The organism is Mesorhizobium sp. WSM3864, from assembly GCF_002294955.1.
Classification (GTDB): domain Bacteria; phylum Pseudomonadota; class Alphaproteobacteria; order Rhizobiales; family Rhizobiaceae; genus Mesorhizobium.
Genome location: NZ_NSGD01000019.1, coordinates 1 through 18496, shown reverse-complemented (window position 1 = coordinate 18496; position 18496 = coordinate 1). Strand labels below are relative to the sequence as shown.

The following is an 18496-nucleotide window of genomic DNA, read 5'->3' as shown; positions in this document are numbered from 1 at the left end:
CCGACGGATATGAAGTCAGCCCAAGGCAAGTCTTTAGCTTCTAATTGGCAACCCCGATCCCATGACAGACTGGTCCGGATATCTTGACTTGATTTTGCAGGGTGCGGTGGTCACGGTGCAAATCACCTTGATGGGCGCAGCGGTCGCACTAGCGATGGCATTCATTGCTGGCGTGGGACGGCTGTCACGCTTCTTCTTGTTGCGCGTCCTCGCGACGGCCTATATCGAGTTCTTCCGCGGCACGTCGGGCTTCGTGCAGCTGTTCTTCGCTTACTTCGTTCTGCCTTTCGCTGGCCTAACGTTGACGCCGCTGCAGGCCGGCGTGCTGGCCCTCGGTCTCAATGTCGGCGCCTATGGGGCGGAGGTGGTGCGCGGCGCCATCCTGTCGATCGGCCGCGAGCAATATGAGGCCTGTACGGCGCTAAACCTCAGCCGTTGGCAAGGCATGCGCCATGTCATCCTGCCGCAGGCGCTGCTGGTGATGCTGCCGACCTTCGGCAACAACGCCATCGAGTTACTCAAGGCGACCTCGGTGGTGTCACTGGTTTCGCTTGCCGACCTTACCTTCCAGGCGCAGGTGGTGCGCTCGCAGACCGGCAGCACGCTGATGCCCTTCCTGTCCGTGCTGATCATCTATTTCGTGCTTTCGATGATCATCTCCTGGGGTGTGCGGTCCTTGGAACGCCGCTTGGCGCGCGGGCTCGACGGAGTGCGCGTCTGATGGATTGGGATTGGAACTTCGTCCGGGAGATCATGCCGACCCTGATCCAGGGTGTGAAGATCACCATCCTGGCCACCATTCTCGGCTCGATCCTGGCCGCGATCGTGGGGCTTGGGATAGCTCTGGCGCGACGCTCGGAGAACCGGCTCATCTCGCGCAGTGTCGGCTGGTTCGCCGAGTTCATCCGCGGCACGCCGCTTCTGGTGCAGCTCTACTTCATCTTCTACGTGCTGCCCGATATTGGCATCCTGTTGCCGCCGCTGGTGGCAGGCGTCATCGGGCTTGGCCTGCACTACGGCACCTATACGGCGGAGGTCTACCGCGCCGGCATCGACAACGTGCCGCGCGGCCAGTGGGAGGCGGCCAAGGCCTGTAACTTGAGCGGCCATCACACCTGGACGCATATCATCCTGCCGCAGGCGATCCCGCCGATGATCCCGGCCTTGGCCAACTATTTCATCGCCATGTTCAAGGAGACGCCGCTGCTCTCGGCGATCACCGTGCTGGAATTAATGAACCAGGCCAAGGGCGTCGCCAACAGCTACTACCGCTATATCGAGCCTATGACGCTGGTCGGCGCCTTCTTCCTCTTCATCAGCCTCTGCTCCGTCGTGCTGTTGCGCTGGCTGGAGCATCGCTACGGCAGGATCGAAAGATGAAAGTCATGAATGCATTGCCCGAGATCCGCCTCGAAACGGCACGCCCCGCGCTTGACGCGCGTCCGCTGGAAAAGCGCGTCGGGCTGATCGCGTTAGCCACCGACCACACCAGCGAGGTGGACTTCCGCCGCATGGTGGCGAGCGAGCGGATCGGCGTGTATGTGGCTCGCATTCCCTATGCCAATCCGACGACAGCGGAAAATCTGCGCAAGATGCAGCCGTCCCTTTCGGCCGGCGCGGCGCTCATCTTGCCGGACGAGACGCTCGATGCCATCTGCTACTCCTGCACCTCTGCCTCAGTAGTGATCCGCGATGCCGAGATTGAGGTCGCGATCCAGGCGGCTAAGCCCGGCGTTCCCGTGGTCACGCCGCCGATGGCAGGCGTGCGCGGCCTAAAGGCCTTAGGGGCGAAGCGCATCAGCATTCTCACGCCTTATACCATCGAGACCAGCCGGCCGATGGCCGCCTATTTCGCGGCGCATGGTTTCGATATCAAGAGCTTCACCTGCCTCGACTTCAAGGACGATCGCGAAATGGCACGCATCAAGCCCGCTTCCCTTGTGGACCTCGCGCGCAAGGCAGCGGATGCGCAGGCCGATGCGCTGTTCGTCTCCTGCACGGCGCTGCGCGCGGCTCTCGCAGTTCCCGACATGGAAGAAGCGATCGGCCGTCCGGTCGTCACCAGCAATCAGGCCAGCGCCTGGAACTGCCTGCGGCTTTGCGGGGACGGCGCAGCGCGGCCCGAATTCGGCCGGCTGATGATGAAGCGGCCAGGAGATAACTCCCACTAAGGAAAGCTCTCCAAGAACTCGCAGGACTTGCGCATACCTTCCCGATGCTCCGCGCACCATCGAACCCCAAGCATACATGAGGTCCCGGATATGAGGTAATCGCTACAAAATAAGGCTGTCACCTTTTGCTTTGTCTATGCTGTTCTTGGATCACTGATCCGCTGCGAGCTAACGCTTATTAAACATATCTAACTTTGTCGCGCGAGCCCCTGTTTGCGATTTCCTCGGTAATCCTTCGCGGAGATGCTTGCATTGTCGTCTAAGTCGGAGTTATGGCAATCACGGGTTGTTAAGTCAAGCTTGTCTCGAACAATAGAATGTGAGGGTTGAGCGCCGCTCAAATGTCGCTCAGGCATTACTGTTATCGCGAGAAAATACCGGAGAGCTGCTCACAGGTGAATTAGTTGTTTTTTGTCGATTCTGCGCGGGCGGCCAAAAGGGAGTTATTGGGAATGATTGAATCGATATGACACTGGAGATATGGGCCTCGGCACTGCCCGAGGTGAAGTCCCGGATCAGGAGACTTTTCCCTCAGGAACGTGTGGCGATTTCGGCCGGACTGTTCCTTAAAGGCCTGCTCCGGGATGCGCATCGCAAAACCGGGTGGATGCGCGCCGAGGCTGCGGGTGACCCTGGGCCGTGGTGCCAACAGGCCATTCTCGGAAGGGGCCGGAGGGACGCAGACGTCTCGCGCGACATTGTGCGCGAATATGCCCTCGAAACGTTGGCTGACGCCGAAGCGGTCCTGGTGATCGATGAGACGGTTTTCGTCAAGCAAGGCAAGACGTCCTGTGGGGTAGCGCGGCAGGTCAATGTCTCGACGGGCAAGACGGCCAATTGCCAGATCGGCGTGTTCGCCGCCTATGCATCCAAGCACGAGAATGCTTTCGTCGATCGCGTGCTGTATCTGCCAAGGGCCTTGGACGGAAGACCCTGCCCGCCTTGCGCAGTCCCGCGTGCCTGGGGCAGGACTTTCGCGACGAAGCCCCCCCTCTAGCAATTGATATGATCGCGCGTATCGTCTCAGCCGACGTACCCTTCAGTTGGGTAGCCGTCGACTTGGTCTACAGTGACGTCGACATCGAGATGGCCCTACGACGCTGGTCCAAGGGATACGTGCTCGCCGTTAGCGCAGACCATCATTTCGCTTTCCGAAATCGCCTTTTTCCGGAAGGAGGAATGGCCGAAGATATCGCACGGAAGAAGCCGGGATCGCTCGGCGCCGCGGCCGCTGTCCCATGGCAAGATCAATCCCGCGAACATAGCCGCAAGCCCTTGCCGGTCAAAACGCAATAGTAGCGTGAGGTTTCCATCATGACACGAGATCCACCGCTCTTCCGAAACAGGACCGACCAGGCCGCCGGATTAGCTTGGATTGGGAGAAATTCATGCGACAAAATGCCTCATCGGTGACTGTATGTGGATCGACCCTGAGCAAGGGCGTAGCGCGAAGCTCTGAGAGGGCACGGGTTTCGGGTTGGAGCGAGTGTCAGTTGTCCTTTAGGGAGAACGCCGTTTGAAAGCCGGGATTCCAGTGAAACAGTCCAGAAAGTTGCAGAACTTGCACCATGCCCAGGCAATGTTGAGACAAATTCGTCAGACGGCGCAGTCAGATGGTGAGAGCCTCCTGACCTATTTGGTCGAGATGGCTTACCTAGAAGCCAGCGATCGAATTCGGGCAATTTGGCATGCAACCCGGGCGGAGTCCGGGGGCGGGCGCACTGGCGAAGAGAATGGCCCACCGACCTAGGCCCTGCCCTTACTTGGACAAGCACGTAATCTTCGTTGAGAGGTTAGGCTCGATCCTCAACCGGCCGTACTCGAAGTAAACGAGATGCCATCCCTTCGATGGCTGCAATGAGACCTAGTGGGAATGTGCAGTTTGCGCCTTTTGAGATGACGCCTTCAACCTGCGCCGCACATTTGGACCGCCAGCACGTCTCGAATAGGAAGGCTTACAGAAGAAAGGAGCATGATTATGATTGACGACAATACCGAGCGCACAAGCGCAGAAGACGCCTATACAGCACAGACGGGCGTGATTGAGGAGAATACTGAGCGCATAAACGTGGATGAGAAGGCTGCCGAAGCGCCCAGCATGGATTTACTGGCCCTTACGGCAGATATTGTCGCGGCTTACGTCCGGATGAATGCGATCCCTGTTGCCGGACTTCCGGACTTGATCGCTAGTGTCAATTCTGCGTTGAGGGCGATTGTTGTGCTGCCGCCTGGTTCAGGCGGCCCCGGGCTCGTTCCGGCAGTCAACCCCAAGCGGTCCGTGTTTCCCGACTATATCCTCTGCCTGGAGGACGGAAAAAAATACAAGTCCCTTAAACGCCATCTCAAAGCCCATTTCGGCCTGACACCCGAGGATTATAGAGCAAAATGGGGACTTGCCCATGACTATCCGATGGTGGCGCCTAACTATGCTGCTCAGCGTTCTCGTCTTGCAAAGTCAGCTGGTCTCGGCCGCAGGTCAGCCGTCAAAACACCAGTGTGAAGATCCAACCTCGCTGCTTGCTCGCGCCTTCTGATTTTTTTTGCCACGGCAAACGCGTCCTCCCCTAGGGAGTGGGGTGATGGGAATGCGGTTCAGCCATGACGTAACCGGCGAACTGCATGGTGGCACAGGCTTCTCAAAGCCCATGTTGCAATCGTTCTAGCGCTGATTGGGATCTCGTCTGCCGCCTCATGTCGCGGCCGACAACCGACCTTGGCTGCCGATCCAACTCCTATGGACGTCATCGAGCGAGCCGCAAAGGGCGCAAGGCAGGTTATGACATAGGGAAACGGTTCTGTTCCGAATGGGAAGCACGTGGGCCGGCCCCGCGGACGGCCAAGGTATGAGGAAGCCTAGAACGTCCCTTCACGGATGTAGCCGGGAAAATCGTGCTGTGGTAGCGATGGGCAACCTCGCCCCTCGTTCCCCGGCTCCTATCTTTGCTATAACGGCGGCGGTCTTAGCTCGCACCCTCCTCCTTTTCGAGCCACGGGTGCCCCAAATGACAACTTGGGGGGCGTTGCCTATTGCAACAAGTCGCTTCGGAAACTCTGTAAACCGCTGGTCGCCAGCCAGCGCGCCCGCGCCAAGTGCGATGTCCAGGCACCAAGTGCCCGTGCCGGTTCACGCTTAGGGTCGATTTTCAAGATGTCCCAGCCGCGTCGCTCCAATCGGCGCCCTCTGCTTCCGCGACCAGCAAGGCAGCGTAGGCGGCGATGTGCGCTTCGTCATAGGCGGTGACGGCGGCCTGATCGGGGGCCTTATCGTCGATCTCAAGTTCCGAGGTGGGAAATATCTCCCAAGCTTCTGGCTATAGTGACGGCGCGTCCTCTCTGCACCTGCCCTATCATACTGAGGCGTGATTCAACCATTTCGTGCGCCTGGTACCCGAACCGCGCGTGCGCCACCGCTTCTCTCCAGGTATCGCCGTCGACACGTATGTCGAATAGAACCGATCCTCCGGTTTTGTTCGCGGCGCCAGCCACGCGATCACCGAACGGTTGATGCACGCCCTCGCGGTAGCCGAGTGACGGCCCAAACAACGCCAGTTTAACATGCTCCGCCACCATGACTGCTGGGGTGCACGCCGGCTGGCGCAAGCGGCTATAGCAAGGGCTGGTTATCCACACTTCAGCCGCCGACTCCGCAGCCGATGCGGCGTCACAGTCGCGCTATTTGCCGGCGCTACCTTCGAGTGTCGGCCCCGTGTTCAGGCCCTTTGCTGCTACTCGCCGGACTTTTCCCAGGAGCCTCTTAGTCTTCGCCAGGGTCCTCGTGGATAGACCCGCAAGGCTTTTTGGATGGCGCAAGGAAGACTGATGCTAGGACGTGGATTGATTAGAGCGTTGCGCCAGGACGACGCTCAACAGGTGCGCGCGCGCATTGCCGAACTGGGGCGCGACCTCATGACGACCACGCCTTTGCGACGCCATCGACGTTTCGACGCCGGCCATGAACTTCGCGAAGGCGGAGTTCCGCCTGGAGAAGCTCGAAGAATGCATCAGCCAAATACCGGAGAGTTCTGGGGGATAGCGGAAGCTTCGCCGGTTGCCATCCTTGCTCGCCGAGGTTGACAGCATTCATTTCCCCTTCATTCAACGTTCCTGATGGCAGTCTTTCTGCCGAGCGAGCCGGCCACCGCCTGATAAATATGGCCGACCGGGCTAGGCTATGGAAGGCTGTCGACGGCCCGAGTCCATCGACGATTGCCATTTGCTATTCACCCGGCTGCGCCGCGTTTGGACACCTGTACAACGTTGCTTACCAACTGACGGGTATGTCTAGGCAGCATGCTAAAATAATCTTTGAAAGCTTTCAAAAAATGGGAAGAGGAAACGTGGTTCGCATAATCCAGCCCCGCCTTCATGCCCATTGCCTAGCGTCCGTTGAGGCAATTTCATCTCTCTATACGATTTTCAGGCTGCAGGGTTTGGCGTGGGTACGCTTTGCCGCTAAACAAAAGATCGTTTTGCCCTCGCGTCATACAGAAATATCAAATATCCGGATTGATCGGACAAATTCGAAGTGGCATAGGTTGATTGCATATCGTCACCTGACGGATATGAGGACGTGGTGATTGAAGGAGCACGCCAATGCCCGGGGAACCAAACAATAATATGATTGAACTTACTGCCGATATCGTTGCTGCCTATGTCCAAAAGAACGCGGTTCCAGTGTCCGGATTGCCGGATTTGATCGCGAGCGTGAATTCGGCATTGTCGAATATTAGCCCGCCATCTCCCACACCAGAGCCTGTCCCCAAACCGGCAGTTAATCCCAAAAGGTCGGTGTTTCCGGACTACATCATTAGCCTTGAGGACGGCAGGAAATACAAGTCACTCAAGCGGCATCTTGCGACCAGTCATGGGCTGACGCCTGACGAATACCGGACGAAATGGGGTTTGGCCAAGGACTATCCCATGGTTGCGCCGAGTTATTCGGCGACCCGATCGGCATTGGCAAAGTCGCTGGGCTTGGGACGAAAGCCAGCTCCAGCCAAGAAACCAGCGACGAAACGCAAGGCCAGGGCCTGAGTCTGGCCGCTATTGCCTTGGGCACTCAACGCCACCCGGAAGGCTGGCGTTGAGCATCCTGATGAACGTCACACCTGATGCGGCCGAAGCCGTGAGGCTCACTGGCATAGGCCGACAGCGGCTTGTCCGGCTTGAAACACAGGTCGCGTTCGACAGGCAAGCCCAGGCGGCCACGAACGGCAGCGAGCTCGTAGAGGCTCAGACTACCGATCTCCGCGTAGCCAAGTCCCAGGTCCCAAAGTCCAAATGCGAGGTCAGGGTGCTCGGGGTAAATTTCCGTCAGGAGCCAGGTCGCGCCGGCATCCGGCGTGAACAGCTTAAGGACCGGGACGAACTCGGTTCGTCGTCGGTGCCGCGGAGAGGTGCTGCTGGCGACCATTCGCCAGCAGCTTCTCCCGCAGGTCTTTGGTCAAGATCTGCATGGCGGCCTCCTATTCGTCAGCCTTAGGCGTGCGCAGGACGACCCGCCCGTCGATGGGCAGTGCGTCGAGGAGGAGCGTTCCGCCCTCGCCGTCGTCGTGGGCGAAGAGGGAGCCGATGTGGACCCAGAAGCCCTTCTGGCCTTCCCTGGCGTTGCGCACGGTGTAGGTTTGGTAGAGCGGCCATTTCGCCTCGGGCTGGTGTTGCGATTGTTGGTCATGGTCTTTCCTTTGGTTGATGGTTTCTGTCCCGGAGGACGCTCCAAAGAAGACGGCTGCGCCGGCTAGAAGGGAACGTCATCGGCTCCGGGCGGACTAGCGACGGAAAAGGCGACTGCCAACCGCATGGCACCGAGTGTGAGGGCCGGATTCGTCGCCACAATCCTTCCCGTGGTGACGGTCGATGGTCCACCCCTTTCGAAGGCCAAATTGGGTTAAAACGTTGAAGCGCTCAACGCAGGCAGCCCGGCAGCCCAGCCGTAGTCCGCGTAGTCGAGCCCGCATTTTGGGTTCGCTTCACATCAGACGGCGGCGCAGACCAGTGCGACCACGTGATTACTTATCACCGATTCCCAATACTGTTCCCAGACGTTCAATTAAGACCGCCCTCGCCTCCGCGCTCAACCTATCAAGGTTCTGCTGCTTGAATCTCACCGCCGGCAGCTCCGCAGCGCCGGCCAATCCGAGCTTTTCCCAGTCAGGCTCGCCCTTCTTGAAACCGACCAGAAATTCACGATGCGCCTGGGGCATACTGCCGATCAAGATTTCAACAAGCTGCGCCCGCGCCGCGTGAAGTTCGGCAAGCGGTACATGCTCCTCGGTCATCCCGGCAAAGTTCCTCTCATACTCGGCCGCGATGTCTTTCTGACCGGAGGCGATGACTTCAGCGATGGGGCGGCCATGGCTGATGAGATAGACGATAAACCCTTGGCGCAAGTCGTGGGTGATCCCCTCGTTGGCCAGCAAATCCCTGATATCGAAAAGGTCGCGGGGGTGCTGCCGGTCGAGGGCCGCCATGATCTTGCCCGCATATAAGTCCGCGAACGAGACCACCTGAATCTCCGCGAAGCCGAACTTATCTTCCACGGTTGCCGACACCGACCTTATTTCCGGGACGAAAACACAGCCACGCAGAACGGGCGTGATTTCGATTTTGATCTGCGTACGGTTCCTGTCCTGAACGACGAGGCGGGTCAGGCTGCCGTCGTTCTGGCGGCTTTCAAAGACGCGCACGCCTGCGACTGAGTCCTCAATCCGTTTCTTGATCCGCAGAAGCGCAGCCTCAATGGCGGCCATCGATTCATCCCGCAGCATAACCGGCAGGAAGGTCAGGTCGATATCGACCGACAGGCGCGGCATATCGCGGACGAACAGATTGATGGCGGTACCGCCCTTGAGGGCGAAATCCTTCTCCTCGGCCACAGCCGGGAGCGTCTGGATTAGCAAGGTGACCTGGTGGCGGTACTGTTCATTGACCGGCATATAATTCTTCCGGCACGGTGATCAGGTAGGTGGGGTCAAGGCGACCGCCCGGCACGAGCATCCGCTTGCCGGTTCCAAGATCGATGGCCTCTTTGTTGAGGTGCTTGCGCCACGGGTGATTGTGGCGGTCGGCGAAGAAGAAGAACAGGCGTTTGACCTTGATGCTCTTGCAATCAAGGAGCAGCTTCTGCAGCCGCCGGGGGCTGAGGGTGGTGAGCCCTCCTATGATTTTGTCGGCCTGGTCGAAACTCTCATGGCCGGGCAGCCCGTCCAGCATTTCGAGGACGGCGCGCTCAGGCGTTGAAAGCGTCAGCGGCCATTCCCACTGGCCCCATAGCATGACCCGGAAAGAGCCGCCGTGGATATTGTCGTCGCTGACATGGCTGCTGTCTTTGAGGTTCCACGCCAGACTGGTAGGCCCGAAGTGTATAGGCTCATTGCGAAACAGGGCCTCGCTGTTGTGATAAACGAACTTGATTTGCAGCGGGAGCTTTTTCAGCCAGGTTGGCGCTTCGTCGGGGCTGTAGAGGTGAACCTTCTTCTCTTCCCGCCAAAGATAGTGGGAAAATCCGTGGAGTGACAGCGCCGTGCCCCCGCCGACAAGGAGCGGTTTCATCAGCAGGGTCTGCAGTGATATGACGATATGCTCCCACAGGAGTTTTCCGCCGGGCTTGCGATAGACGCCGTGAGCCAAGCGCTCCAGCCAGCCGTTAGTGACGTATTTTCGGCAAAGCTGGGCGGAGTAGCCCCGCTCCTTCAACCACGCTGAATCCACGACCAGCCCTTCGGGAAGTTCGCGTTGAAGGTGGTTTAGCTTTCCTGAGAATTGTTCACTCATGGTTTATATTATGGGCATTTTCTAAACCACAGTCAAGTTTACATCTTTCCGCATTTATAAACCCAAAGGGTACAAATCGAGCCCCTCTCAAACCGACGTCCAGGGCCTGCAGAATAACGTTGGGTACGTGGGTCGAGAGTTCACGCCGGTTTTCGCTGCCTCCCGATTAGGACGCGCCACAGTCAGAAAAAGATCGCTTCCGAAAATGGAAGAATTCTGCGGGTTATAGAGGGCAGGAGTTTTGTAGCAAAATGTGGCGATTTTCGCTAAGAGTCGAGCAACACGTTGCTTAACCATAGCAAATCCGCGATCTTGCCGTCTTTTGACACGTTAGATTTTTCAATTGTAATGGCAAGTGATATCGATCGTTTCGAAGTTTCCTACAAAGCGCTTTCTGAAGAGCATCGCAATCGACGGAGTCGCCTCCGTTATCGCTCGAATGACCGGTTCTGGAATGCGCCAGTAGTCGGCTTGAGGACTGATATGAGGCGCAAGCGTTCATCGCGTCTCGACTTGAGGGCGCTGTCATTATGGGCGCGGAGGACGTCTCGCCCGCGCCACCCCGAAGGCTCGGTTCCTGTGGCCGAAGTTCGCGCTGGGTTCTGTGGGTACCGACTGACTCCTCAGCTCACTCGAGACGACAATTAGCGGCCCTTTAACTAAAGATGTTGCCTCAGACCCGAAAATATTGTTCTTCACCGTCCCTTTCTCGGGTTGTTTGACCAACAGAGCAATGGCATAAAAACGACCGGGCACCTTGGGGATAAACGCCACAAATGGCACTTTTCCGTTATCTTAATGATGACGCGTTCCTGATCTTTTCACGCAAATTCCGGTTCCTCTATGAGGCGGCATTACTAGATACCTACGAGCGCTTCTTCTCTCGTGGAGCCTCCTTCCCCACCCCGCAGGAGGTGGTCCATGCAATCTACGATCTTATCAAGCGGATGCCTGAGCTTCTTGCCGAAGGCGAAGATGTTGGTGAAGGCCTACCTGATCTAGTGTCAAAGCGGCGCCGGCGGCTGAAATTTGCCGGCGAGGCGAATGAGGCTGCAGAGGCGGCGTTGAGGGTCGCAAGTGTTGCCTACCAGAAATTGGTCCAGACCGGTTGGCTCGAAGAGGAAGAATACGGGCTAAGAGTGACCGTAGATATGCCCATGGGCGCGAGCTTGGTCATGCAGCTCCTGGTCAGCCTGAAATCCGACGTGAGCCAGCGTTTTGGCGGCGTCGTTGTCAACGTGAAGCAGAGTCTAGAATTGGCGGCGAAACTCCAGCCGGCCTCTTCGGGAAAAGAGGCCGTGGATGCTGCATATGCCGTGGTGCAGGCGCGAGAACACGCCACCGCCTTTCTTAAGACGCTCAGGGCGATTCTCTCCGACCTGAGGCGCGTCCGCCGGACTATTATGGAATCGCGTAGCATGCGCGAGAGGGTAGACGCATACTTCCAAGAATTCATCGGAGAGTTGGTTCTGAAGGATTTTCAAGCCATCCACACTTTCAATCATCCCTTTAGATTCAAAGACCACATCCTTGACCTGGCTCGCGATATCTCTCTCGATCCCGAGATCATGAAGATGATCGCTTCGGGTTACGTCGAAAACGGGATGGCCGACACCCACGAGAATGGGCTTAGAACAGCAGAAACCGACCTTTTATCGATTCATGAAGTCTTTGATGGGATTGGCGAAATGTTCGACCGGATCGCCATCTTTCGGCGACAGCTTGAACAGCGTCTTCGCAACACGGTCAAATATGCGGAGCAAGGGAGCAGTGGCATTTCAAGCCGAGCCGCATCTCTCGTACACCGGCTTCACAAGGTCATGGACCAGCGCCCTGCCGTTTCTGCGTTCGCTTGGGTACCCCTCCCGGTCGAGCCGATGCGAACGCCGTGGTCGGAAAGGCACCTCGCGCAGCCGCGGCAACCACGTAAGGCGCTGGAGTCAATGGCGGTCCCACCCAAAGTCCTGGATCCGTTGCTGGCGTTGCGTAAGAAACTCAAGAAGCAGTACTTGGAAAGAATCGCTCCAGACGAGAAACAACTACTGCAATGGCTGAACGAGAAAGTTCCGTTGGCGGTGACGAAAGAGGCACGTTTCCTGCAGATAGAAGACGTAGACTCATTCATTGCATTCGATGTGATCCGACGGTTCACCAAGCCGGGCGACGTTCCGCCTTCTATCGCGGCGGCGTTTGAGATCGTGGATGACTCTCAGCGGCATCAGCACGATAGCGAGTGGACAAAGTGCGGTAACTTCCTCATCCGGAGGCGGGCTGCGGCGGCTGGAGGCCTGGATGCTGACTGAGTTCGAAGAGGTTGAGGCCCGATACGGCGGGGACAAGGGTGCCGATCTTCGGAAAGCTTGCCGATACCTCCTCCGTCACCAATTCGTTTATTCGGGCGATCGTGGCGTGGCGACCGTCTATGATGTAATTATGGATAGTCGATTTAGAAGAGTGATCGACAATTTCTTTGATTGCATCGGCTACCGGGTTCACAGGGAGCAAGACGAACAGTGGGCAGGGATCGTGCTGGATGATGAGGAGATGTCGTCGACGCCAAAAATGAAGGCTGACGAGACTATCGTGCTTCTGGTGGCAGCGGCTCATTGGCAGGACGAAGCGAACCAGGGCAACGTTGAAGAACGCGCGACCGTCTTGACCACATTCAACGTCCTCTATGAGAAATACAGGGAAATGGCCGAAAGGGGCACAAAGATGCTTGTGTTGCAGTCCAGGTTCCAAGACGTTCTTGAGGATCTTGCTGCGCGTAACCTGATCTGGCTCGGAGAGTTCGATCGTGTCCTTCAGGATCGGGAAGTGGTGGTTCGGCCGATAATCAAGCTTGTTTCCGGATCCGACGCGTTGAGGCGCATTGAGGAGCAGGTTGCCCTGGAAGACTATGAGCCCCGCCAGCTCGGTTCCGTCGAGGAAAAATTGCAATGATGGAACTCGTGCATCTCACGCTGGTGAATTGGCATTCGTTCACTGTCGAAGATATTCCGGTTAGCGGCCACGTCGGGTTCCTAGGTGAAAACGCGTCGGGCAAATCAACAATCCTGGACATGATCCAAGTGGTGCTCACTGGCGCCAGCGGACGCTACATGAACCTCAACCCAGTCGCTGGTGAGAGTCGTCGCAGAAGCGGTCCAAGGCGCACGGTACAGGGGTATTGCCTCGGTGCGCGCGGAGAGGGCGATTTTCGGCGGGAAGCCTGCCTTACCTATGTGACCATTAGTTTTCGCGACGTCGATGGAGTGAAGCCAGACTTGACGGTAGGTCTCGCCATGGAGGCGAGGAAGACACAGCCAGCGGAAACTATACTCGGCCGCTTCGTCGTTCGCGGCAAAATATTGAAGACGACAGATTTCCTGCGTGAGCGGGAAGGAAGGCAAGAATTCGCGCAATGGGAGGAAGTGAGGCAAGCACTGGAGAGGGAATGCGGGAGCGGTTTCGTAAACCATCGCGACAGCGCCACGGATCACATCCGGGAATATATGCGTGACTTGGTTCCACGATCGGCGCCAACTTCCGGAAACGCCGCCGCGCTTGCAAAAGCGATTGTGAACGGCATGACGCTCAACCAGGGCCTGTCCGCAACAGACTTCGTCAGGAACTATATCCTTGAGGAGTCTCCGATGAGGATCGGTGAACTGCGAGAGTCGCTGAAGACTTACCGACAAGTCAACCAGACCATCAAAAACATGCGAGAGCGCGCAAAGCGGCTGAAAGTGGTCAAGGCGCGAGCGGAAGATTTTAGAAACTTCCTCAACGAACACGTCGAGGAGGATTGGATCAGTCGCAAGGCGAGATACCTCGCGGCCTCCGCGGCGATGAGGGCACTCGAAGAAGAGGTCAAGGAAGCCGAGGCATCTCTTCTGGCAGAGAGCGAGGAAATCAACGATCTGAACAGTTCGATCACCGAAGCGACCCAGGATGTGCACCGCATCATCAAGCAGATCGAAGCGATCAAAGCCAAGGTGGGCATCGACGATCTTACGAAGATGGCCGAAAGTCATTCCTTTTCCGCCGCAGATTGCCTCAAACGGGTCTCTGAAAGAGTGAAGCACATGCAGCGGATCGCAGCCGCGGCCGAAGCACTCGGAAAGGGTGATGTAAGCTCCCGCGAATTGGCTGCTCACGCCTCCGCGGTGGCCGAGGCGGTCAAGCGCGGGAACACGGAAGCCACCACAGTGATCGAACAAGCGTTCGTGGCTTCGCTCCCGGTCACCGCCGAGAGAATTGGCAGGGCGCGCAGCGAGGCGGAAGCCGCTTGGCATACCAAGAATGAGGAGCTCGACAAGCTGTCTCGATCTATCCAGGCGGCCGCTTCCGGTTCACGGGATTCTCACCTGGGCGACCATACCCGCGAGTTGATGAGGCTCCTTCGCATGGCCGGGATGGTTCCGAGAGCGCTTTGCGACATCGTAGACCTTACCGACAAGGATTGGGGACAAGCGGCTGAAGGTCTTCTCGGTCGAGATAGGGAAGCGATCTTCGTCGATCGCGACCATATCCACATGGCGACGACGATCCTGAGAGAAAACAGGCGGGATCTACGCCAGGCATCCCTAGTCAGCCTAAACAAGCTCGAGCGATACAAAGATCCGGTCGAGCCAGGTTGGTTCCCATCGCTTTTCAGGTCCGAAGACAAAGACGCAGTCGCCTTCCTGCAGCGCAGATATGGCAATGTGCGACTGGCCCGCACCATGGAGCAGTTTAACCAACCCGGCCGTGCCCTCATGGCTGACGGCCTTTATGATGATGGACTATTACGAGGGACCCGCCTGGAGGAAGCATTCCGCCTCAAGATCGGTAGGGCGGCGCAGGAGCAACTTTTCCTGGAGCAGAAAAGGCGGTTGGAGGTGCTGCAGGGAGAAATCGAAACCCTATCCCAGCGCAGGCGCATCCTTTCCGAGGTTGACCGCTCCGCCGCTTTCGTGGCTTCGCCCGCGGACAGCGAGACGGTTGCACGCCTGCTTGAAAGAGCGCAAGCGCAGGAGAGGCTGGCAGGAGAGGCTCGATCCAGGCTGGAGGCGGTCGATCAAGGCGACCTGAAACGCCTATATGAGCTTGAGGAGAAGAAGAAGGTTCAGCAGGCCTACGTCCAGGCCAGAAATGCCGAGCTCAACTCAATCCAGAAGAGGCAGGGCGCTTACCAAAAACAAGCTGAAACCGCGAGTAAGACGCTCACGGGCCTTACCAACCAAGAGGGGTCGCGCCATTCACGAGATCTCGCCCGTCGCATGTTCCAATACAACTGGCGCTTGACGGCCCCACTCCCGGCCAACCGCAGGTACCGGGGGAGGATCGCCGGTAAACAAATCCAAACTGATCCATCTGCCCGTTACGAAGCACTAGCTGGGATCCATCGTGGGATTGGGCAGCGCGCGGAGGATCGCTCCAAACAGGCAAAAGATAGAATGATGGAGGCCGACAGGAATGTGCGGGCCGCCATGAGGAGCTATTTCGACATCGCTCCCATAAGCTCGGAGGTCGGAGCAGAAAGCGACATCCTGAAGGATATACTGCCCTGGGTGGAGGCCACGCTTCGCGATATTGAAGAGAACGAGCTCACGCGCCATGAAGCACTGGCAGCTGAAGCTTCGGAGCGAGTCTCCTCTATCTTTCGCGGCGAGTTCGTCAACTCTCTCCACTCACGCATCTCCAAACTGAAGAGAGATATCGACTCGCTGAACCATAGCCTCCGCAATCACACATTCCACGGGGAGCGATATTCGTTCAGCAGGACGCAAGTGGCTCAATATGCTCCGATCCTGAAAGCGGTCGAGATTTACGTGACTTCTGAGGATGCGCTGGATCTTCTGTTCAAGGGTGAGATAGCCGAAGACTCTCCGCACAAACCCGTACTCGACGAGGTGAAGCGCATCCTGGAGGACCCCGATACAGATTTCGACAGTTTTGAGGACTATCGGAGCTTTTTCGTCTTCGAGATTCATATGGAGAACCTTGATACCGGGCATAAGACACGATGGGAAACTCGCCGCGGCACGGGCTCCGGTGCTGAGCAACAAGTCCCGCTCTATGTGGCCATCGGTGCCTCGCTGGCTTCCGTTTATGGGACCGCCGAAGGAAGATCGGGATCGCAACTTGGAATGGCGCTCGCCGTCTTCGATGAAGCCTTTGCCAAGCTGGACGGCAAGAACCAGCGGCAGATGATGAGCTTCTATGAGAGCCTAGGCCTGCAGGTGATCGTGGCGGCGCCACCTGAGCGGCGACCGTCGCTGCTAGGCTATATGCATGCCATTGTTGAGGTGGACAACATTGGCAGCGGGCAGTCGGAAACGACAGTAGTTCAGGTGAAGGAAAAAGCTCGTAAGGAACTGCAGCGCATCAACCCCGAACTCATGGATGATGATGCATTGCGAAGGATGGCAGCGGAGTGAAATTTACCGATCCGAGCGCCCTCCTATCTCATCTTCTGGATAGGCACGAAGATGGTCGAGCGAGCGCACGCGCTTATCCCGATAGCAGCGCTTTTTCGAGCATCGTCGAGTCCGACAGCTTTCGCAAGAAGTTGGAAGAGGCAAGTCGGGCGGGTGCAATCGAGCTTAGGATGGAGAAGGGGCGGCGAGCTAGCGAGATCAAATTTGTGCGGATCGCAGACGCGGCAAGCCTCTATCGTTTCGTCGAACGAATTCCTTCCAGCGAACGCTCGGCGTCAACGCTCGAGGATCTATTTCGCCGGACCGAGTTGTCTGCCCCGTTCGCTGAACATGCGCAGCAAGCTGCCGATACCTGGTCCAGGAATCGGCGGTGGGCAGGCATTGCCCCCGGCGACGTACGTTCGCTCGAGCGTACGCTCATCCTCGCGCAAGCGATCTACAGACGGCGGCATATCGGACTGGACTATCGCACTTTCTCCAGAAGGACTGTTGCCGACAGCAAAGCGTTGGAACAGCTCGAGGCTGCCGTCACGAAGGTCCTTCGAGGCGTGTTCATTGACATCCCAGAGGGCGCAACGCCCCGCGAGGCACTTGGTGCGCTTGGGTTGGAGAAGGCGCCTCCTCCCCTACTCCTTTCAGGACCGATCACCCTTGGAGCTTGCCAACGTGACGTTCCCTTCGTTGGCATCCCAGCCGATACGACGGATACCATCGTTTTTAGCCGCGCACCGGAATACGTGCTCGTGGTGGAGAATTACACAAGCTTCGTTAGACATGTAACAGAGGCTGATCGGAATCGGCGCGGCCTCGTTCTCTATGGCGGCGGCTACCCATCTGCAGGACTCCAGAAAGCGTTTGGCTCGATTGCCCGCAACATCCCTGCGGAGGTTCCATTCTACCACTGGTCCGACATTGACCCTGATGGCATCTGGATTTTCCTCACAGTCGAGAAAGCATTCGGCCGTAGGCTGCTCCCCCACCTCATGTCCATTGAGTTAGCCGAAAAATATGGCAATCCCCCGCCGCTGGCGGCAGGCCGAGTTGCAAAAGCAGGCGCATCGATGCTCTCGGAGCTAGCTGCCTACCTTTCAAAGCCTGGCGCAAAATACATGGAACAGGAAGAACTCGATCCTATGATCCCGCCGCTATCCGGAACTGCACGATGAGGCCCTAACGCTGGTCGTAATGTCCACGGTGTCTTTTCAAGCGGTGGAGACTGCGGGGCCGAAGAACGAACCCGCTACGCGGGTGGGCGCTTGGGGTCTAGGTAGACAAGAACCGGTCGTCGCGCTCGCATTGAGGGTGGTTCGGCAGCGGCAGAGCATCACGAGCCCTTCAACAAGGAGTCCGACCATGCCTATCCTGTTCTCAATCCACCGATAGTTCAGCTGCGCCAGCGGTTGATCAACGACATGATGCTGCGCCGGTTCAGCCAGGAGACGCAGCGCAACTATCTCCGCGACATCGGACGCCTGGCCACCTTCCTTGGCCGGTGGCCGGATACAGCGACCACCGACGACCGCCGCCGGTTCCAGATCGAGCAACAGGATAATGGGGTTCAGTGCCGACGATGAACAGCATTGCGTCGGCCGGCTTCGCTTCTTCTTCACGCATACGGGTCGATCGTCCCGAGCTGGCGCGCAAGCTGTCCGGCTGGCACCCGCGCAAGCTGCCGGTGGGAAACATCGTCGTCAGAAAGACATTCCAATGTGCTCTGCAAGTGCCTGCCGAGCGATGAGCGCTCGTTGCGACCCCAAGTTTATGGATGCCGCCGACGGCTCGGCCGTTAATTTCACATAATTTCACATTCTAAATAGGATACAAAAGTCAGCCCAGAGCTGACGGCCGAAACGCGCTCAGACATTGGAATGCGCCCGTAATGGAGGCCAGGCTTCCATGTCGATTCCCAACTTTTTGCTCTTCGGCTGTCCGCTCATCCGTCTTGACCAGGACGAACCTACAGCCTATCTCACCGCCACGTTGGCACTCCCCGCTGGCGAGTGCTAACGGGCTCCGGCAACGGAGACCTTTCAACCTCCGCACAGGGATATCCAAAATGGCAAAGTCGAATTTCCGCCCGCTTCATGACCGCGTGGTCGTTCGCCGGGTCGAATCCGAATCCAAGACCGCCGGCGGGATCATCATCCC

Annotated in this window: 15 protein-coding genes and 3 pseudogenes; 14 read left to right on the top strand and 4 right to left on the bottom strand. The window is 57.7% G+C overall.

Annotated features, from left to right (window positions below):
• The first annotated feature begins 61 nt into the window (after positions 1-61).
• From ehuC to CK215_RS25730, 5 genes and pseudogenes are all read left to right on the top strand, one after another.
• Entirely contained in the window at positions 62-721 is a 660-nt protein-coding gene (gene ehuC / locus CK215_RS25755) for an ectoine/hydroxyectoine ABC transporter permease subunit EhuC (RefSeq protein ID WP_095832565.1), read from the top strand.
• Positions 721-1380, top strand: coding sequence for an ectoine/hydroxyectoine ABC transporter permease subunit EhuD (gene ehuD / locus CK215_RS25750; RefSeq protein WP_095832564.1), 660 nt, complete (start codon positions 721-723; stop codon positions 1378-1380). The genes ehuC and ehuD overlap by 1 nt, the downstream gene beginning before the upstream one ends.
• 5 nt (positions 1381-1385) lie before the next feature.
• The gene (eutA, locus tag CK215_RS25745) at positions 1386-2171 is read left to right on the top strand and encodes an ectoine utilization protein EutA (protein WP_095832601.1); all 786 of its coding nucleotides are present in this window, start codon (positions 1386-1388) and stop codon (positions 2169-2171) included.
• 466 nt (positions 2172-2637) lie between these two features.
• Positions 2638-3299 (top strand): annotated as a pseudogene (locus CK215_RS25740) (transposase); the annotation flags it as partial.
• A gap of 970 nt (positions 3300-4269) precedes the next feature.
• Positions 4270-4671: a MucR family transcriptional regulator gene (locus tag CK215_RS25730; RefSeq protein ID WP_095832600.1), complete on the top strand. Its 402-nt coding sequence runs from the start codon at positions 4270-4272 to the stop codon at positions 4669-4671.
• Between the two features lie 1322 nt (positions 4672-5993).
• Here the strand turns inward: CK215_RS25730 and CK215_RS31440 are convergent.
• Positions 5994-6251, bottom strand: a complete 258-nt coding sequence (locus tag CK215_RS31440) for a hypothetical protein (protein ID WP_170950384.1) — start codon at positions 6249-6251, stop codon at positions 5994-5996.
• 513 nt (positions 6252-6764) lie between these two features.
• Here CK215_RS31440 and CK215_RS25710 point away from each other — a divergent pair.
• Positions 6765-7205: a MucR family transcriptional regulator gene (locus CK215_RS25710; protein ID WP_095802530.1), complete on the top strand. Its 441-nt coding sequence runs from the start codon at positions 6765-6767 to the stop codon at positions 7203-7205.
• Between the two features lie 25 nt (positions 7206-7230).
• Here the strand turns inward: CK215_RS25710 and CK215_RS25705 are convergent.
• Positions 7231-7627 (bottom strand): annotated as a pseudogene (locus tag CK215_RS25705) (DUF2958 domain-containing protein).
• Here CK215_RS25705 and CK215_RS31435 point away from each other — a divergent pair.
• Positions 7568-7912: a hypothetical protein gene (locus CK215_RS31435; protein WP_170950383.1), complete on the top strand. Its 345-nt coding sequence runs from the start codon at positions 7568-7570 to the stop codon at positions 7910-7912. The pseudogene CK215_RS25705 and the gene CK215_RS31435 overlap by 60 nt on opposite strands.
• A gap of 267 nt (positions 7913-8179) precedes the next feature.
• Here CK215_RS31435 and CK215_RS25700 read toward each other — a convergent pair whose 3' ends face one another.
• Both CK215_RS25700 and CK215_RS25695 read right to left on the bottom strand, forming a co-directional pair.
• Entirely contained in the window at positions 8180-9106 is a 927-nt protein-coding gene (locus CK215_RS25700) for a nucleotidyl transferase AbiEii/AbiGii toxin family protein (RefSeq protein WP_095832562.1), read from the bottom strand.
• Positions 9093-9944, bottom strand: coding sequence for a type IV toxin-antitoxin system AbiEi family antitoxin domain-containing protein (locus CK215_RS25695; RefSeq protein WP_095832561.1), 852 nt, complete (start codon positions 9942-9944; stop codon positions 9093-9095). The genes CK215_RS25700 and CK215_RS25695 overlap by 14 nt, the downstream gene beginning before the upstream one ends.
• Positions 9945-10720: 776 nt before the next feature.
• On the opposite strand from CK215_RS25695, the gene CK215_RS25690 reads away from it, so the two are divergent.
• From CK215_RS25690 to CK215_RS25665, 7 genes and pseudogenes are all read left to right on the top strand, one after another.
• On the top strand, positions 10721-12247 hold the full coding sequence (locus CK215_RS25690) for a Wadjet anti-phage system protein JetA family protein (protein WP_095802962.1): 1527 nt from the start codon (positions 10721-10723) through the stop codon (positions 12245-12247).
• Positions 12237-12887: a DUF4194 domain-containing protein gene (locus tag CK215_RS25685; protein WP_095832560.1), complete on the top strand. Its 651-nt coding sequence runs from the start codon at positions 12237-12239 to the stop codon at positions 12885-12887. Before CK215_RS25690 ends, CK215_RS25685 begins: the two co-directional genes overlap by 11 nt.
• Complete coding sequence (locus tag CK215_RS25680; protein ID WP_095832559.1) at positions 12884-16348, top strand: SbcC/MukB-like Walker B domain-containing protein; 3465 nt, start codon at positions 12884-12886, stop codon at positions 16346-16348. The genes CK215_RS25685 and CK215_RS25680 overlap by 4 nt, the downstream gene beginning before the upstream one ends.
• Positions 16345-17514, top strand: coding sequence for a Wadjet anti-phage system protein JetD domain-containing protein (locus CK215_RS25675; RefSeq protein ID WP_095832558.1), 1170 nt, complete (start codon positions 16345-16347; stop codon positions 17512-17514). Before CK215_RS25680 ends, CK215_RS25675 begins: the two co-directional genes overlap by 4 nt.
• Before the next feature lie 234 nt (positions 17515-17748).
• Positions 17749-17922 carry a hypothetical protein gene (locus CK215_RS31985; RefSeq protein WP_245322453.1) on the top strand — a complete coding sequence of 58 codons (174 nt, stop codon included), beginning with the start codon at positions 17749-17751 and terminating at the stop codon, positions 17920-17922.
• A complete protein-coding gene (locus CK215_RS31980) occupies positions 17910-18086 on the top strand; it encodes a hypothetical protein (protein WP_245418803.1) in 177 nt (58 codons plus the stop codon). The genes CK215_RS31985 and CK215_RS31980 overlap by 13 nt, the downstream gene beginning before the upstream one ends.
• A 318-nt stretch (positions 18087-18404) precedes the next feature.
• Positions 18405-18496: pseudogene (locus tag CK215_RS25665) on the top strand (co-chaperone GroES); the annotation flags it as partial.

Bases quoted from the DNA above. Each gene is read 5' to 3' on its own strand.
- CK215_RS25695 (WP_095832561.1), bottom strand. From the start codon at position 9,944: ATGAGTGAACAATTCTCAGGAAAGCTAAACCACCTTCAACGCGAACTT.
- CK215_RS31440 (WP_170950384.1), bottom strand. From the start codon at position 6,251: ATGCTGTCAACCTCGGCGAGCAAGGATGGCAACCGGCGAAGCTTCCGC.
- CK215_RS25690 (WP_095802962.1), top strand. From the start codon at position 10,721: ATGGCACTTTTCCGTTATCTTAATGATGACGCGTTCCTGATCTTTTCA.
- CK215_RS25700 (WP_095832562.1), bottom strand. From the start codon at position 9,106: ATGCCGGTCAATGAACAGTACCGCCACCAGGTCACCTTGCTAATCCAG.
- CK215_RS25680 (WP_095832559.1), top strand. From the start codon at position 12,884: ATGATGGAACTCGTGCATCTCACGCTGGTGAATTGGCATTCGTTCACT.
- CK215_RS25710 (WP_095802530.1), top strand. From the start codon at position 6,765: ATGCCCGGGGAACCAAACAATAATATGATTGAACTTACTGCCGATATC.
- ehuC (WP_095832565.1), top strand. From the start codon at position 62: ATGACAGACTGGTCCGGATATCTTGACTTGATTTTGCAGGGTGCGGTG.
- CK215_RS25730 (WP_095832600.1), top strand. From the start codon at position 4,270: ATGGATTTACTGGCCCTTACGGCAGATATTGTCGCGGCTTACGTCCGG.
- CK215_RS25685 (WP_095832560.1), top strand. From the start codon at position 12,237: ATGCTGACTGAGTTCGAAGAGGTTGAGGCCCGATACGGCGGGGACAAG.
- eutA (WP_095832601.1), top strand. From the start codon at position 1,386: ATGAATGCATTGCCCGAGATCCGCCTCGAAACGGCACGCCCCGCGCTT.
- ehuD (WP_095832564.1), top strand. From the start codon at position 721: ATGGATTGGGATTGGAACTTCGTCCGGGAGATCATGCCGACCCTGATC.